This window comes from Peribacillus sp. P4_B1, from assembly GCF_056402395.1.
This window is the reverse complement of the sequence record NZ_JBFUHM010000029.1, coordinates 44,924-60,928: the sequence shown is the minus strand read 5'-3', so window position 1 is coordinate 60,928 and position 16,005 is coordinate 44,924. Positions and strand designations below refer to the sequence as shown.

The 16,005-nt window shown below is 41.9% G+C and carries 15 protein-coding genes, 1 rRNA gene and 1 other annotated feature; all 16 genes read left to right on the top strand.

The annotated features are described in order from the left end of the window. Positions 1 to 92 precede the first annotated feature (92 nt). A 5S ribosomal RNA gene (rrf, locus tag AC1DVK_RS16880) occupies positions 93 to 208 on the top strand. 269 nt (positions 209 to 477) lie between these two features. After that, the gene (locus tag AC1DVK_RS16875; protein ID WP_061440355.1) at positions 478 to 939 is read left to right on the top strand and encodes a CtsR family transcriptional regulator; all 462 of its coding nucleotides are present in this window, start codon (positions 478 to 480) and stop codon (positions 937 to 939) included. 21 nt (positions 940 to 960) lie between these two features. After that, a complete protein-coding gene (locus tag AC1DVK_RS16870; RefSeq protein ID WP_410862742.1) occupies positions 961 to 1,512 on the top strand; it encodes a UvrB/UvrC motif-containing protein in 552 nt (183 codons plus the stop codon). After that, positions 1,509 to 2,585 carry a protein arginine kinase gene (locus AC1DVK_RS16865; protein WP_061440357.1) on the top strand — a complete coding sequence of 359 codons (1,077 nt, stop codon included), beginning with the start codon at positions 1,509 to 1,511 and terminating at the stop codon, positions 2,583 to 2,585. The genes AC1DVK_RS16870 and AC1DVK_RS16865 overlap by 4 nt, the downstream gene beginning before the upstream one ends. A 129-nt stretch (positions 2,586 to 2,714) precedes the next feature. Then, a complete protein-coding gene (gene clpC / locus AC1DVK_RS16860) occupies positions 2,715 to 5,156 on the top strand; it encodes an ATP-dependent protease ATP-binding subunit ClpC (RefSeq protein ID WP_061440358.1) in 2,442 nt (813 codons plus the stop codon). Between the two features lie 205 nt (positions 5,157 to 5,361). After that, positions 5,362 to 6,750 (top strand): DNA repair protein RadA, encoded by a 1,389-nt coding sequence (gene radA, locus AC1DVK_RS16855; RefSeq protein ID WP_089364065.1) that lies wholly within the window; start codon positions 5,362 to 5,364, stop codon positions 6,748 to 6,750. 2 nt (positions 6,751 to 6,752) lie between these two features. Next, on the top strand, positions 6,753 to 7,826 hold the full coding sequence (gene disA, locus AC1DVK_RS16850) for a DNA integrity scanning diadenylate cyclase DisA (RefSeq protein WP_061440362.1): 1,074 nt from the start codon (positions 6,753 to 6,755) through the stop codon (positions 7,824 to 7,826). 225 nt (positions 7,827 to 8,051) lie between these two features. After that, the gene (locus AC1DVK_RS16845) at positions 8,052 to 9,131 is read left to right on the top strand and encodes a PIN/TRAM domain-containing protein (protein ID WP_061440363.1); all 1,080 of its coding nucleotides are present in this window, start codon (positions 8,052 to 8,054) and stop codon (positions 9,129 to 9,131) included. A 21-nt stretch (positions 9,132 to 9,152) separates the two neighbouring features. Then, a complete protein-coding gene (gene ispD / locus AC1DVK_RS16840; RefSeq protein WP_089364066.1) occupies positions 9,153 to 9,836 on the top strand; it encodes a 2-C-methyl-D-erythritol 4-phosphate cytidylyltransferase in 684 nt (227 codons plus the stop codon). A 17-nt stretch (positions 9,837 to 9,853) separates the two neighbouring features. Further along, on the top strand, positions 9,854 to 10,333 hold the full coding sequence (ispF, locus tag AC1DVK_RS16835; protein WP_089364067.1) for a 2-C-methyl-D-erythritol 2,4-cyclodiphosphate synthase: 480 nt from the start codon (positions 9,854 to 9,856) through the stop codon (positions 10,331 to 10,333). Between the two features lie 90 nt (positions 10,334 to 10,423). Beyond that, positions 10,424 to 11,881: a glutamate--tRNA ligase gene (gene gltX / locus AC1DVK_RS16830; RefSeq protein ID WP_089364068.1), complete on the top strand. Its 1,458-nt coding sequence runs from the start codon at positions 10,424 to 10,426 to the stop codon at positions 11,879 to 11,881. 42 nt (positions 11,882 to 11,923) lie between these two features. Then, positions 11,924 to 12,173: a binding site (T-box leader), on the top strand. 80 nt (positions 12,174 to 12,253) lie between these two features. Then, positions 12,254 to 12,904 (top strand): serine O-acetyltransferase, encoded by a 651-nt coding sequence (gene cysE / locus AC1DVK_RS16825; RefSeq protein ID WP_089364070.1) that lies wholly within the window; start codon positions 12,254 to 12,256, stop codon positions 12,902 to 12,904. Position 12,905: 1 nt separating this feature from the next. After that, positions 12,906 to 14,303 carry a cysteine--tRNA ligase gene (cysS, locus tag AC1DVK_RS16820; protein WP_089364071.1) on the top strand — a complete coding sequence of 466 codons (1,398 nt, stop codon included), beginning with the start codon at positions 12,906 to 12,908 and terminating at the stop codon, positions 14,301 to 14,303. Between the two features lie 3 nt (positions 14,304 to 14,306). After that, on the top strand, positions 14,307 to 14,729 hold the full coding sequence (locus tag AC1DVK_RS16815; protein WP_034305071.1) for a Mini-ribonuclease 3: 423 nt from the start codon (positions 14,307 to 14,309) through the stop codon (positions 14,727 to 14,729). After that, positions 14,726 to 15,469 (top strand): 23S rRNA (guanosine(2251)-2'-O)-methyltransferase RlmB, encoded by a 744-nt coding sequence (gene rlmB, locus AC1DVK_RS16810; protein ID WP_061440370.1) that lies wholly within the window; start codon positions 14,726 to 14,728, stop codon positions 15,467 to 15,469. Before AC1DVK_RS16815 ends, rlmB begins: the two co-directional genes overlap by 4 nt. Before the next feature lie 4 nt (positions 15,470 to 15,473). Then, positions 15,474 to 15,983 carry an NYN domain-containing protein gene (locus AC1DVK_RS16805; RefSeq protein WP_061440371.1) on the top strand — a complete coding sequence of 170 codons (510 nt, stop codon included), beginning with the start codon at positions 15,474 to 15,476 and terminating at the stop codon, positions 15,981 to 15,983. Positions 15,984 to 16,005: the final 22 nt, after the last annotated feature.

The following is a 16,005-nucleotide window of genomic DNA, read 5'->3' as shown; positions in this document are numbered from 1 at the left end:
GATACTAATAGATCGAGGACTTAACCAACGCTTTTTAAAAAATGAAATACCTTCTTATTATCTAGTTTTGAAGGAACAACGTTCCTGATATGTTTGGTGGCGATAGCGAAGAGGTCACACCCGTTCCCATTCCGAACACGGCAGTTAAGCTCTTCAGCGCCGATGGTAGTTGGGGGTTTCCCCCTGTGAGAGTAGGACGCCGCCAAGCCATTTAAAAGATCAGCCATTCGGCTGGTCTTTTTTGATATTCTGATTAGTGAAGAAGTCTTAAAGGTAAGAAAAAATTGCAGGTTTTGCATTTATCTTTTAGGGTATTTATGTAAGATATTTCAACTTTAATGTTCAATGAGGTATGTAACTACATATAATTTGGAGAAAATGGATATTACAGAAAGAAAGTGCGTTTAAGTTGCAAAATGCATTTTTCCTTGTATAATAATAGTCAAATATAGTCAAAGTCAGATTGGAGGAGGCTGAGTGAGAAACATATCTGATGTTATCGAAACTTATTTGAAGCAAGTACTGGAAATAAGTCAAAAAGATATCTTAGAGATTAAAAGAAGTGAAATAGCAGATAAATTTCAGTGTGTTCCTTCTCAAATCAATTACGTAATCAATACCAGGTTTACAATCGAGAGAGGTTATGTTGTAGAGAGTAAGCGTGGAGGCGGTGGTTATATACGCATCATGAAAGTGGAATCGCAGGATTCCGTGCAACTTATTAACCAATTATTATCGCTTATTGGTTCTAGGGTAACCCAATCAATGGCTGAAGGAGTAATTTCCCGGCTGATGAATGAGGAAGTCATCAATGAAAGAGAAGCAAAGATTATGATGAGCGTCATAGATAGATCTGTGATTTATATCGACCTACCTGACCGCGATGAGCTTAGGTCAAGAATTTTAACTGCGATGCTTACGACTTTAAAATACAAATGAAACTGGCAGAGGTGATGAACGTTGATTTGCCAAGAATGTCATCAGAGGCCTGCTACCCTACACTTCACCAAAATCATCAATGGAAAAAAGACTGAAGTAATGATTTGTGAGAAATGTGCTCAGGAAAAAGGTGAGATGTTCATGGATGCAGGTGGACCTGTTTTTTCAATAAATAATTTATTAGCAGGATTGTTGAATATGGAGTCGAATATTCAACAGACAAAGGCAAATGCATTTCCGAAAACGGAAGAGGTGCGTTGCCCGCATTGTCATCGATCTTATAAAGAATTTGTCCATATTGGTAAGTTTGGCTGTGCCGAATGTTATAAAACATTCAATGATCAGTTAAACCCTATTTTAAAGAGGGTTCATAGCGGCAATACAGCACATATAGGGAAAATTCCAAAAAGGATTGGTGGCACCATATATCTTCGAAAGCAAATTCTGGACTTGAAAGAAGTTTTAAAGAATCACATTAATGAAGAGGAGTTTGAGAAAGCGGCTGAGGTAAGAGATAAGGTCCGTTCCCTTGAAAAAAGGTATGAAGCACAAGAGGGAGGCGAGGAACTATGAGCTTGGAAAAGTTTGTAGAAAACGCCTTGAGTTCCTGGATGAGTGCCGAAGGGCCGGAGATGGATATTGTATTGAGTTCCAGGATTCGGTTAGCCAGGAATTTCAAAGACTTTACCTTCCCAACCTCCTTTTCTAACGAAGAAGCTAAAAAAATTATTGAATTGGTAAAAAAAAGAATTGAACAGGAAGTAACTCCGGAAATTGGAAAACTGGAACTTTTAGAGATTGACCAATTACAGCCACTGGAAAAGCGCGTTCTCGTTGAAAAACATTTAATCAGTCCTCATTTAGTTGAAGGTTCAGCGAAAAGCGCATGTCTCCTTTCGGAAAATGAAGAAATAAGTATCATGATAAACGAAGAGGATCATCTCCGTATTCAGTGTTTAATGTCAGGGTTGCAGCTAAAGGAAACCTTAAAGATTGCAAATGTTCTTGACGATTGGATTGAAGAATCCATAGACTATGCATATGATGAAGAAAGAGGATACCTAACTAGTTGTCCAACTAATGTGGGGACAGGATTAAGGGCCTCAGTCATGATGCATCTGCCCGGTCTGGTCCTTACACAGCAGATAAATAATATCATACCGGCTATCAATCAATTGGGGTTGGTGGTTCGAGGGATTTATGGAGAGGGCAGTCAAGCGTTGGGGAATATCTTTCAAATCTCTAATCAAATCACTCTTGGAAAGTCGGAGAGGGATATCGTTGAAGATCTAACGAGTGTAGTGCAGCAAATCATAGCTCAGGAACGCTCAGCGAGGGATGCATTAGTTAGGACTTCCCACATACAATTAGAAGATAGGGTTTTCCGTTCATATGGGATATTGTCCAATGCTCGAATCATTGAGACCAAGGAAGCAGCTACCTGTATCTCCGATGTTAGGCTAGGTATAGATCTTGGGTATATAAAAAATATTTCTAAAAGCATTCTTAATGAGTTGATGATTTTGACACAGTCGGGATTTTTACAAAAGTACGCAGGTGGTCCTTTAAGATCCCATGAAAGGGATATCCGCAGAGCAGCACTCATTCGTGAACGCTTGAATTTAACGGAATCTACCTCCTCATAGAGGTCATTAACCTCTGAGTGAGTACCAATATTCATGTAATAGATTTGGGGCAAGAAGAAGCTTCTGCCATTACTTAGAGAATTGTCAGCAATTTTATTCAAAACGAAAATTCTTAAGGAGGAATTCCCTATGATGTTTGGTCGTTTTACTGAAAGAGCCCAGAAAGTATTAGCATTAGCCCAAGAAGAGGCAATCCGTTTAGGTCATAATAATATTGGCACGGAACATATTTTACTGGGTCTTGTCCGAGAAGGTGATGGCATTGCAGCCAAAGCGTTATATGCACTTGGATTGGGTCCGGATAAGATACAGAAAGAAGTGGAAAATTTAATTGGCCGTGGACAGGATACGGCTCAAACGATACATTATACCCCAAGAGCCAAGAAAGTCATTGAGCTTTCCATGGATGAGGCAAGAAAATTAGGTCACTCATATGTTGGAACAGAACATGTACTTCTAGGTTTGATACGAGAAGGGGAAGGCGTAGCTGCCCGCGTGTTGAATAATCTGGGAGTTAGCTTAAATAAAGCTCGACAGCAGGTATTACAACTTTTGGGAAGCAATGAATCAGGTGGTCATCAAGGTTCAGCTGCTTCAAATGCAAGCACACCGACTTTGGATGGCCTTGCCCGTGATTTAACGGCCATTGCCCGGGAAGGAAGCTTGGATCCCGTTATCGGAAGAAGTAAGGAAATACAGCGTGTCATTGAAGTATTAAGCCGCCGTACAAAAAATAACCCAGTATTGATCGGTGAACCTGGGGTAGGTAAAACAGCCATTGCTGAAGGTCTTGCCCAACAGATCATCAATAATGAGGTTCCTGAAATTTTACGTGATAAACGCGTAATGACACTTGATATGGGTACTGTTGTGGCTGGTACGAAATACCGTGGTGAATTTGAGGACCGATTGAAGAAAGTAATGGATGAAATTCGTCAAGCGGGTAATATCATCTTATTCATCGATGAATTGCACACATTGATTGGTGCAGGCGGTGCAGAAGGTGCCATCGATGCTTCGAATATCCTTAAACCATCATTGGCCCGTGGTGAATTACAATGTATCGGTGCTACTACTTTGGATGAGTACCGAAAGTATATTGAAAAAGATGCTGCGCTTGAACGTCGTTTCCAGCCAATCCAGGTCGATGAACCGACTATGCAAGAGTCCATTCAAATTCTAAAGGGTTTGCGTGACCGTTATGAAGCCCATCACCGTGTATCGATTACGGATGAAGCGATTGATGCCGCAGTCAAATTATCCGACCGTTATATTTCCGATCGCTTTTTACCGGATAAAGCGATTGACTTGATTGATGAAGCTGGTTCCAAGGTTAGGTTGCGCTCATACACTACGCCTCCAAACTTAAAGGAACTTGAAGTGAAGCTAGATGATGTCCGTAAGGAAAAGGATGCTTCCGTTCAAAGCCAGGAATTTGAAAAAGCTGCATCGCTTCGCGATACAGAACAACGCTTAAGAGAACAATTGGAAGAAACGAAAAAGACTTGGAAAGAAAAACAAGGGCAAGAGAACAGTGAAGTGACTGTGGATGACATTGCACACGTCGTATCCAGCTGGACTGGAGTTCCAGTCACAAAACTGGCGCAAACAGAGTCAGATAAACTGCTTAATATGGAATCAATCCTCCACGATCGCGTAATCGGGCAGGAAGAGGCCGTCATTGCGGTTTCTAAAGCAGTACGGCGTGCAAGAGCAGGTTTGAAAGATCCTAAACGTCCAATTGGTTCATTCATCTTTCTGGGACCTACAGGGGTGGGTAAAACCGAGCTAGCCCGAGCTTTAGCTGAATCCATTTTTGGTGATGAAGATGCAATGATCCGCATTGATATGTCCGAATATATGGAGAAACATTCGACTTCACGTCTTGTTGGATCACCTCCAGGATATGTTGGATACGAAGAAGGCGGGCAGTTAACGGAAAAGGTGCGGAGGAAACCATATTCCGTCGTTCTGCTTGATGAAATAGAAAAGGCACATCCCGATGTCTTCAATATTCTTCTGCAAGTATTGGAAGACGGAAGACTGACGGATTCCAAGGGGCGTACAGTAGATTTCAGGAATACCATTCTGATTATGACATCGAATGTAGGGGCGTCTGCCTTAAAAACTGATAAGTATGTCGGCTTTAACATCCAGGATACTGGCCAGGACTACAAGAATATGAAAGGGAAAGTGATGGAGGAACTCAAACGTGCATTCCGTCCGGAATTCCTGAATCGTATTGACGAAACTATCGTTTTCCACTCATTGGAGAAGGACCATTTGAAACAAATCGTTACATTGATGTCGAATCAACTTACTACCCGTTTGAAAGAACAGGAAATTTACTTGGAGCTGACAGATGCGGCTAGAGAAAAAATTGCTACGGAAGGTTTTGATCCTGAATATGGGGCACGACCAATCCGCAGGGCACTTCAGAAGCATGTAGAAGATTATCTCTCCGAAGAGTTGCTTAAAGGTAATGTGAAAAAAGGGCAAACGGTCGTGATGGATGTTGTGAATAATGAGTTTGCAATCCGACAAGGCGAGCCTGTCAATATAAGTGAATAACCTGATTCCAAACTTCGAGGTACACGCAGATTTTTTTGCAGTGTACCTCTGTTTTTTATCCGTAGGTAGAAATGAGTATAAGTCGGACAAGGTAGAGTTAAAGTGGTTATTTTTTTAAAAAAACTTAGCCTTAAGAAGGTTTAAATAAAACAGAGGTATAATATCCTTAATATAGGTATTTTTTCCAAAGGAAGAGGAGTAATTTATGGCTGTAAAAAAGAAAACCAAATTTATGTGTCAGTCTTGTGGATATGAGTCAGCGAAATGGATGGGGAAATGCCCAGGATGCGGTGAATGGAACAAAATGGTCGAGGAAACTGAAATCGTTAAACCTGCTAGAAAAGGTGCATTTACCAATTCAGAGGTCAGAGGTTCCGGAGAGCGGGAGAAGGCAGCACCCATAACTACTATTCAATCAGAAAAAGAACCCCGGATTAAGACGGATTTAATGGAATTGAATCGTGCTCTTGGGGGCGGGATCGTACAGGGATCCCTTGTTTTGATTGGGGGGGATCCGGGTATCGGTAAATCGACCCTGCTATTGCAGGTATCTTCCCAATTGGCGCATAAACAGAAAAAAGTGCTTTATATATCAGGCGAAGAATCAGTCAAGCAGACCAAGTTGAGAGCGGATCGGCTTGGGACCATGTCAGAAAATCTACTGGTTTATGCTGAAACCGATATGGACTATATCCAACAGGCGATTACAGAGGTGAAACCGGATTTGGTCATTATTGACTCCATTCAAACGGTGTACCATTCGGAGGTTACATCTGCTCCGGGAAGCGTTTCACAAGTGAGGGAGTGCACAGCCTCACTCATGCGTATTGCTAAAACGAATGGGATTGCGATCTTTATCGTCGGGCATGTTACAAAGGAAGGTGCCATTGCAGGGCCTCGGCTGCTTGAGCATATGGTAGACACCGTTTTATATTTCGAGGGAGAAAGACACCATACATATCGAATTATACGTGCGGTCAAGAACCGCTTTGGTTCGACGAATGAGATGGGTATTTTTGAAATGAAAGAACATGGCTTGGAAGAGGTTGCGAATCCATCGGAAATTTTCCTTGAAGAACGGTCGCAAGGAGCGTCTGGTTCTACAGTCGTTGCATCCATGGAAGGAACAAGGCCAGTGCTTGTCGAAATTCAAGCATTGATTTCACCTACGAGTTTTGGCAATCCAAGGCGGATGGCCACAGGGATTGACCACAATCGGGTTTCGCTCTTAATGGCTGTTCTGGAAAAGAGGGTGGGCCTGTTGCTCCAAAATCAAGATGCGTATTTAAAGGTTGCTGGTGGTGTCAAGCTGGATGAACCGGCAATTGATCTCGCTGTCGCAATCAGCATTGCCTCGAGCTTCCGTGATAAACCAACAAACCCTGCCGATTGCATCATTGGTGAAGTGGGGCTGACAGGGGAGGTAAGAAGGGTGTCACGAATTGAGCAAAGGGTGCAGGAAGCAGCAAAACTAGGGTTTGAGCGGGTTATAATACCGGCGAATAATATAGGGGGATGGACGGCGCCAAAAGGTATTAAGATCGTTGGTGTTTCATCGGTTTCAGAGGCTCTTCAACAAGTGTTAGGGGGTTAAGTATGACAGATAAAAAAGGGTATGAGAAAACAAAACTGGAGATTCTGCAAATTGTAGCTCCGGGTACCCCGCTTCGGGAGGGTATTGAAAATGTCCTGAGGGCAAATACGGGTGGTTTGATAGTGGTCGGATATAACGAGAAGGTTCGAACGATTGTAGATGGCGGCTTCGAAATTAACTGTAACTGTACCCCAAGTACATTGTATGAGCTGGCGAAGATGGACGGGGCCATCATTTTAAATGAAAAGGCCGATACGATCATTTTCGCAAATGCCCAATTAGTTCCCGATAATAGTACACCTTCCACAGAAACGGGAATGCGGCATCGGACAGCGGAACGTGTAGCAAGGGAGACCAAATCGTTGGTCATTGCAATCTCACAACGTCGGAATGTCATAACTTTATATCAAGGCAATTTCCGGTATGCCCTCAAAGATATAGGAGTCATACTCGCCAAGGCTAATTTAGCCATTCAAACCTTGGAAAAATACAAGGTGGTTCTACAGCAGAGCATATCGGTATTAGGAGCACTGGAGTTTGAGGAAATCGTGACCTATGCCGACCTTTTGCAGGTATTTCACCGTTATGTAATGGTACTCAGAATCAAGGCGGAGCTATTAACGTATCTTAATGAGCTTGGCACGGAAGGAAGATTGATCCGTCTGCAGATGAATGAGATCCTGGCGGATATTGAAACGGAAGGGAAGTGGCTTATCAAGGATTATACCTCCAGCAATGATGAAAAACCTGAGGAAATCATTTCTCGGCTTCAAGAGTTGGCGATGCAGGAAAAACTGGACGAAAGCATACTTCTAAAGGTGCTAGGCTATCACGGATACATACATCTTGATGAGTCAGTACACCCCCGTGGTTACCGTATACTTCATAAAATCCCACGCTTGCCGGGTTTGATCATCGAAAATTTAGTGAAACAGTTCGGAAGCTTTAGCGAAGTCAATAAAGCAACGGTTGAAAACCTTGACGATGTAGAGGGTATTGGCGAAGTCCGTGCCAATAAAATTAAAGAGGGGCTCCGTATTTTAAAAAATCAACTGGTTACAAATAGAAGGATGTAATGTGCAGCTTGCCATTAAAATTTTCCTGAATTAGCTTGAAATGAATAGTGTTTATTTTTGACACTCAAAACTCAGGGTGCTAGGCTAATATTACGAAATAGAGAAGGAGTCATATTTGTAAATCCACTAATTCCTTAGGTGAATTTCACGTATATAATGAAAACGAATTTTCGAAGGTTTCATTTTATTTTATTGGTCAATAATGAATAGAGGGAGGTGAAAGGGATGTTAAAACGCATTATACAAGCATGCTTCTTAATAGTCGGCGGAACACTTGGAATGTTACTTATTCCAGAATTATTAATTGTTTTACATGCAGATGATATTGCTTTAATAAACAATCCTTATGTAAGTGTACTGTTGGGTGCCATTATCTTTTATCTTATTACTTTTTGGGCAGTAGATCATGTGATCTATTTTATGAAGTGGCTGGAGGAACAGCTTGTTAAGATACCAATTACGGACATAATCTTTGGCAGCGTCGGTCTTTTAGTGGGGCTGCTTGCGGCGTTCCTGGTTGGCTCCGCCTTCAGTGCCATCAAGGTGGTTCCGATCATCCTTACGCTTTTATTTGGTTATCTTGGTTTCCAGGTGGGCTTTAAAAAACGGGATGAACTATTGAATCTATTCACGAAAAATAATAAGAAAAAGAATTCCGAGGGTGAAGCAGGCGAAGAGGATGAAGAGGGTTATAGCAAGCGGCTGAAGATTCTCGATACAAGCGTCATCATTGACGGCAGAATTGCGGATATCTGTCAGACAGGATTTCTAGAGGGGACCATAGTCATCCCTCAATTCGTATTAAACGAACTACAGCACATTGCTGATTCATCTGATGCCTTGAAAAGGAATCGTGGAAGACGTGGTTTGGATATCCTTAATCGGATTCAAAAAGACCTTCCGATTAAGGTGGAGATGTACGAGGGAGATTTTGAAGATATTCAGGAAGTGGACAGTAAACTGGTGAAGCTTGCCAAAATATCGGGCGGAATGGTCGTTACCAATGATTTCAATTTAAATAAAGTATGTGAGTTTCAAAATGTGGCGGTCCTTAATATCAATGACCTGGCCAATGCCGTTAAACCTGTTGTACTTCCTGGGGAAGAGATGAATGTACAGGTCATTAAGGACGGGAAAGAGCAGAACCAGGGCATCGCTTATTTAGACGATGGTACAATGATCGTTGTCGAGGGTGGCCGTGACCATATTGGAAAACGCATCGATGTACTTGTCACAAGTGTACTGCAAACCTCTGCAGGTCGTATGATATTCGCTAAACCGAAACTATTAGAAAAAGCATTATAAAGAAGAGTAGGAGAAACCGTCATGTTTTATGAAGTAGTGATACCTGCAGCTGGACAAGGAAAAAGAATGAAGGCGGGCAAGAATAAACTTTTTATTGAACTATCGGGTATCCCGATTATTGTTTATACACTACGTGTCTTCGAAGAAGATCCTGACTGTCGGGGGATTATCCTTTCGATAAACCCGGCAGAAAAGGATTATTTCAGTCAATTGATATCAAAGTATGGGCTTAAAAAGGTCAAGAAACTCGTCATGGGCGGCAAGGAGCGCCAACAAAGCGTTTATAATGGGCTGCAACATGCAGGAGAAGAAATCATCCTGGTCCATGACGGAGCTCGCCCTTTTATCGATCTAGGGCAAATCAGTGAATTGACTACCGCCGCTTCCCTTCATGGAGGTGCCGTTATTGCAGTGCCAGTTAAGGATACGATTAAAAAAGCGGCAAACAAAAAGGTATTGGAAACGGTGGAACGATCAAGCTTGTGGGCGGTACAAACTCCACAGGCTTTTCGTGTATCCATATTAAAAAGGGCGTATGAAGAGGCGGAGGCTGAAGCATTTTTAGGGACGGACGATGCAAGTTTGCTAGAACGGATCAATGAACAGGTAGTTATTATTGAGGGCAATTATGATAATATTAAAATTACGACTCAGGAAGACCTTTATTTTGCAGAAGCGATTTTACATAAAAAACATGGAAAATGATGATTGGGGAGAATGATATGTTTCGAATTGGACAAGGATATGACGTTCATCAGCTTGTTGAGGGAAGACCTTTGATTATTGGCGGAATTACTATTCCGAATGAGAAAGGTTTGCTAGGTCATTCTGATGCGGATGTCCTTCTGCATACTGTTGCTGATGCTTGCTTGGGGGCAATTGGTGCAGGGGATATCGGAAAGCATTTTCCGGATACGGATCCTGAATTTAAGGATGCCGATTCGGCAAAACTGCTGCAGTATATTTGGGCGATTGTAAAGAAAGAAGGATATACCTTAGGCAATGCGGATTGTACAATCATTGCACAAAGCCCGAAAATGGCACCATATATTGAAGCGATGCGAGGCAGGATTGCAGAACTTTTAGATGCCTCGATAGATAGAATTAATGTAAAGGCGACCACTACTGAGAAACTTGGGTTTACAGGCAGAAGCGAAGGAATCGCGGCACAGGCTGTTGTCTTATTAGTTAAATCTAACTAAATTCATTTTTAGAGTGGATGCCTTTATCCCAATGTATATAAATGATAAAATAAACAATAGAAAAGAACGACTGGGAGGTCTATATATATCATGAGCAGCGATATTCGAGTTCGCTATGCACCGAGTCCTACTGGACATTTACATATAGGTAATGCACGGACGGCTTTATTTAATTATTTATACGCACGAAATAAAGGCGGGAAGTTCATCATCCGCATTGAAGATACCGACCAAAAGAGGAATATTGAAGGCGGCGAGGAAAGTCAGCTTAAATATTTGAAATGGCTTGGAATGGACTGGGATGAAGGTGTTGATGTTGGCGGTGAATACGGTCCATATCGTCAATCCGAACGGAACGACCTTTATCAGGAATTATATCAAGAACTTTTAGGTAAGGGTTTGGCTTATAAATGCTATTGTACGGAAGAAGAGCTTGAAGCAGAGCGAGAAGGACAGGTCGAACGGAACGAAACGCCAAAATATTCAGGGAAGTGCAAGCATTTAACTGAAGAAGAGCAAGCGAAACTGGTGGCTGAAGGAAGAAAACCAAGCATTCGCTTTGCCGTTCCAGCGGGGAAAGTCCTTACTTTCAAAGATATGGTTAAGGATGACGTTTCGTTTGAAACAGATGGTTTTGGTGATTTTGTTATCGTTAAAAAAGATGGAATCCCAACCTATAACTTTGCAGTGGCAGTCGATGATCACTTGATGAAGATTTCCCATGTCCTGCGTGGTGATGACCATATCTCCAATACTCCAAAACAATTGATGATTTATGAAGCATTTGGATGGGAACCGCCGGTATTCGGACATATGACGCTGATTGTAAACGAAAGCAGGAAGAAACTGAGTAAACGTGATGAGTCGATCATTCAATTCATTGAGCAATATGAAGAGCTTGGTTATGTACCTGAAGCTTTATTCAATTTCATTACGTTACTAGGATGGTCTCCGGTCGGGGAGGAAGAGATTTTCACGAAAGAAGAGTTCATTAATCTTTTCGATGCAGATCGATTGTCTAAATCACCTGCACTTTTCGATAAGCAAAAGCTTACATGGATGAATAACCAATACGTGAAGCAATTGGACAGCGATCGTGCAGTGGAATTGTCAATGCCTCACTTAATTAAAGCAGGGAAGGTTTCGGAGACACTAACTGCTGAAGAAGCAGAGTGGGTACACGGCCTGGTTTCCCTTTTTCAAGAGCAGATGAGCTATGGAGCGGAAATAGTTGAGCTATCTGAACTGTTTTTCAAGGATAAGGTCGAGTTCGAGCCAGAAGCTAAGGAAGTGTTGGCTGAAGAACAGGTACCTGAAGTCATGAAAGCTTTCCTTCAGGAAATCGAGGGGCTTGAAGAATTTAAAGCGGACGAAATCAAGAAGTCGATAAAAGCGGTACAAAAAAGCACAGGGCATAAAGGGAAAAAATTATTCATGCCGATAAGAGCTGCCGTCACGGGTCAAACACATGGCCCTGACTTGCCTAAGGCGATTTCATTACTGGGCAAAGAAAAAATTAAACAGCGAATTCAGAGTATTTTATATTAACAATTTGTCGAAAATGTAATATAGTATTTAATAATCTTACAAAAGAACGCGTAGATGGGGAGAAGTAAGCAAACGAAGCTTTTTAGAGAGAACCATAACCTGCTGAAAGTGGTTCAAGCCTCTCGTTTTCTGAAATGCACCCTTGAGTCCTTTGCTGAACTAACCTATAGTAGGCACAGGCGGAATGTCCTCCGTTACAGGGATTAAAGTTGGGGATGAAAAAAACAGGGGAAAGCTTTACCTGCTTCGTACATCCCAAACAGAGTGGAACCGCGCTAAAAGCGTCTCTGTCTATTTGGACAGAGACGCTTTTTTATATGCTTTAAAAGCTTCAAAGGGGATGTTGGAAAAGGGACATAGGGGGGAATCATTTTGTTAAAGATGTTTAAAGAGGATATCGAAGTGGTTTTTGATCAAGATCCTGCTGCACGCAGTTATTTCGAAGTCATTTTGACGTATGCGGGTTTACATGCTATTTGGAGCCATAGGATGGCTCACGCACTATTTAAGAAGAAGTTCTTTTTCCTGGCGAGAAGTATATCTCAAATCAGTCGGTTTTTTACCGGAATTGAAATCCATCCAGGGGCCACCATTGGCCGTCGTTTCTTCATTGACCACGGAATGGGGATCGTCATTGGCGAAACTTGTGAAATTGGTGACAATGTGTCTGTCTTTCAAGGGGTAACTCTAGGGGGGACGGGAAAGGAAAAGGGAAAACGTCATCCTACGATAAAGGATAATGTGTTGATTGCAACAGGAGCAAAAGTGCTGGGTTCCATTACTGTTGGTGAAAACTCCAAAATCGGTGCCGGATCAGTCGTTTTAAAGGAAGTGCCACCTAATTCAACAGTTGTGGGCATTCCAGGTAAAGTGGTCATTCAAGATGGTATCAAAATCAACAAAGACCTAAATCATTGTGATCTTCCTGATCCAATCAGTGATCGCTTTAAGGAATTGGATAGCGAGATCAGGTCCTTAAGAGCGAAGCTGGCTGAACAGAAACAGGAAGAAAGGAGTCTATAATATGGCGATTAAAATATATAACACAGCTACAAGAAAAAAGGAAACCTTCGTCCCAATTGAAGAAGGAAAGGTGAAAATGTACGTATGTGGACCCACTGTCTACAATTACATTCATATTGGGAATGCAAGACCGGCAATCGTTTTTGATACCGTTCGTAGGTATTTGGATTACCGTGGATATGATGTGCAATTCGTTTCGAACTTTACGGATGTGGATGATAAGCTGATTCGTGCGGCAAAAGAATTGGGGGAAGATGTCCCAACCATATCAGAGCGATTCATCAAGGCTTATTTTGAAGACGTTTCGGCATTGGGCTGCAAAAAAGCGGATGCTCACCCAACCGTAATGGAGAACATGGATGCAATCATTGAATTCATCTCGGCATTAATTGAGAAAGGATTCGCTTATGAATCTGAAGGGGATGTGTATTACCGCACTCGTAAGTTTGATGGGTATGGAAAACTTTCACATCAGTCCATCGATGAGTTGCGAGTGGGGGCCCGTATTGAAATTGGGGAGAAAAAACAAGATGCCCTTGATTTTGCCCTTTGGAAAGCGGCCAAGGATGATGAAATATCTTGGGAGAGCCCATGGGGGAGAGGGCGTCCTGGCTGGCATATCGAGTGCTCCGCAATGGTCAAAAAGTATTTGGGGGATACAATCGATATTCATGCAGGAGGTCAAGATCTAGCTTTCCCGCATCATGAAAATGAAATTGCACAATCCGAAGCATTAACAGGCAAGACCTTTGCGAATTATTGGATGCATAACGGGTATATAAATATTGAGAATGAAAAAATGTCTAAGTCCTTAGGCAATTTCGTTCTTGTTCATGACATCATTCAGAAGCATGACCCACAAGTGTTACGCTTCTTCATGTTATCCGTTCATTACCGTCATCCCATCAATTATAGTGAAGAAGTGCTAGAAAATGTAAAAGCGTCTCTTGATCGGTTACGGACATCTTATCAAAACTTAAAGCATCGTCTTCAAGTAAGCGACGGATTGACTGATAATAATGATGTTTGGTTGGAGAAACTTAATGAATTACATGAACAATTCACTAAGGAAATGGACGATGATTTTAACACTGCTAATGCAATTTCCATACTCTTTGAACTTTCCAAACAGGCAAATTATTACTTGATGGAGAAAAATACAGACAAGGAAGTCATTGATGCGTTCCTTGAAAAATTCAATATCTTATTTTCTGTCCTAGGTTTGTCCCTTGAAGAAGAGGGGCTTTTGGATGAAGAAATTGAAGGTTTGATCCAGCAGAGGATTCAAGCGCGGAAAGACCGCAATTTTGGGTTATCTGATGAAATTCGTGATCGATTGAAAAACATGAACATCATATTAGAGGATACCCCTCAAGGTACAAGATGGAAAAGAGGGTAATTAATGCTTCATTACGATAGTAAGGTAGATGCTAAAATGCTGAACAGTCTTGCTTTAGCTTATATAGGTGATGCCGTATACGAAACGTATATCCGGCATCATCTCATTCAAAAAGGAGCGGTCAAGCCCAATCTTCTTCACAAAAAAGCTACATCTTTTGTAGCGGCTAAGGCTCAAAATAAAATTATCCATTTTTTCCTGGAGTCAGATTGGTTATCGGAAGAGGAATCCGCCGTCGTTCGGCGCGGCCGAAATGCAAAATCCGGTACTGTACCGAAGAATACAGATGTGCAAACGTATCGTTACAGTACAGCCTTTGAGGCACTAATGGGATTTTTGTATTTATCCGGTCGGATAGAAAGAATGGAAGAACTTATCAAAAAATCTATTGAATACATTGAAGAAGAAAAGGGGAGTAACCCATGAGCGAAGAATATATCATTGGCAGAAACCCCGTATTGGAAGCTCTTCGCTCCGAACGGGACATTAATAAAATTTGGATAGCTGAGGGCTCACAAAAAGGCTCGATGCTTCCACTCATCGGTCTGGCTAAGGAAAAGAAGGTATTCGTGCAAATCGTACCGAAGAAAAAAATTGACCAAATGGCAGAAGGCATCCATCAAGGTGTTGTCGCACAAGTGGCTGCATATGAATATGTGGAATTGGATGACTTATTTGCAAAAGCGGCTGAACGGGATGAAGCACCTTTTTTCATGATTCTTGATGAAGTTGAAGATCCGCATAATTTAGGTTCAATCATGAGGACCGCTGATGCAGTCGGGGCCCATGGAATCATCATTCCGAAAAGAAGAGCGGTGGGCTTGACGGCAACTGTGGCTAAAGCCTCGACGGGTGCAATCGAATATATTCCGGTAGCTCGCGTTACAAATTTGGCAAGGGCAGTCGAAGAGTTGAAAGAGCGTGGAGTATGGATAGTCGGTACCGATGCGAAAGGAAGCGATGATTACCGTAACATGGACGGAAAGATGCCTATTGGACTTGTTATCGGTAGTGAAGGAAAAGGTATGGCCCGGTTAATGAAGGATAAATGTGATTTTCTCATCCGTCTCCCTATGGCAGGACAAGTAACATCGTTAAATGCATCGGTAGCAGCCGGTTTATTGATGTATGAGGTTTATAGAAAAAGAAATCCCCTAGGGCAATGATGGGATGAATATTCTGTTGGTGGACGGTTATAACATTATTGGAGCCTGGCCGGAACTGAGAGAATTAAAAGAAAGGGATCTTGCTGCTGCAAGAGACCGGTTGATTGAAATGATGGCGGAATATCAAGCATTTACCGGATACCGCGTAATTATCGTATTTGATGCTCAATACGTTCAGGGAATTGCCCGTATATTCAAAAATCACAAAGTTGACGTAATTTTTACAAAAGAAAATGAGACTGCCGATGAAAGAATAGAAAAGATGGCCATTGAACTGAATAATGTCAAAACGCAAATTCAAGTGGCAACCTCTGACTTCACGGAACAGTGGGTGATCTTTGGTCAAGGGGCTCTAAGGAAATCTGCTCGTGAATTGCTTATTGAAATGGAAGAAATTCAAGGGGAAATCAAGAAAGATGTAAGAAAAACAACGACGATAAAACCTGCAGCTAAAATTCCTTTAAGTGAAGAAGTGGCAGAAATTTTCGAAAAATGGCGCCGGGGTAAAATTTGAACCATTGACGGGTAAATTTTAC

What these genes read in the sequence shown, in the direction of transcription:
- ispD (WP_089364066.1), top strand. Translation starts at nt 9,153, where the DNA reads ATGTTTTATGAAGTAGTGATACCTGCAGCTGGACAAGGAAAAAGAATG.
- AC1DVK_RS16865 (WP_061440357.1), top strand. Translation starts at nt 1,509, where the DNA reads ATGAGCTTGGAAAAGTTTGTAGAAAACGCCTTGAGTTCCTGGATGAGT.
- AC1DVK_RS16815 (WP_034305071.1), top strand. Translation starts at nt 14,307, where the DNA reads ATGCTTCATTACGATAGTAAGGTAGATGCTAAAATGCTGAACAGTCTT.
- gltX (WP_089364068.1), top strand. Translation starts at nt 10,424, where the DNA reads ATGAGCAGCGATATTCGAGTTCGCTATGCACCGAGTCCTACTGGACAT.
- disA (WP_061440362.1), top strand. Translation starts at nt 6,753, where the DNA reads ATGACAGATAAAAAAGGGTATGAGAAAACAAAACTGGAGATTCTGCAA.
- AC1DVK_RS16805 (WP_061440371.1), top strand. Translation starts at nt 15,474, where the DNA reads ATGAATATTCTGTTGGTGGACGGTTATAACATTATTGGAGCCTGGCCG.
- rlmB (WP_061440370.1), top strand. Translation starts at nt 14,726, where the DNA reads ATGAGCGAAGAATATATCATTGGCAGAAACCCCGTATTGGAAGCTCTT.
- cysS (WP_089364071.1), top strand. Translation starts at nt 12,906, where the DNA reads ATGGCGATTAAAATATATAACACAGCTACAAGAAAAAAGGAAACCTTC.
- radA (WP_089364065.1), top strand. Translation starts at nt 5,362, where the DNA reads ATGGCTGTAAAAAAGAAAACCAAATTTATGTGTCAGTCTTGTGGATAT.
- AC1DVK_RS16845 (WP_061440363.1), top strand. Translation starts at nt 8,052, where the DNA reads ATGTTAAAACGCATTATACAAGCATGCTTCTTAATAGTCGGCGGAACA.
- clpC (WP_061440358.1), top strand. Translation starts at nt 2,715, where the DNA reads ATGATGTTTGGTCGTTTTACTGAAAGAGCCCAGAAAGTATTAGCATTA.
- ispF (WP_089364067.1), top strand. Translation starts at nt 9,854, where the DNA reads ATGTTTCGAATTGGACAAGGATATGACGTTCATCAGCTTGTTGAGGGA.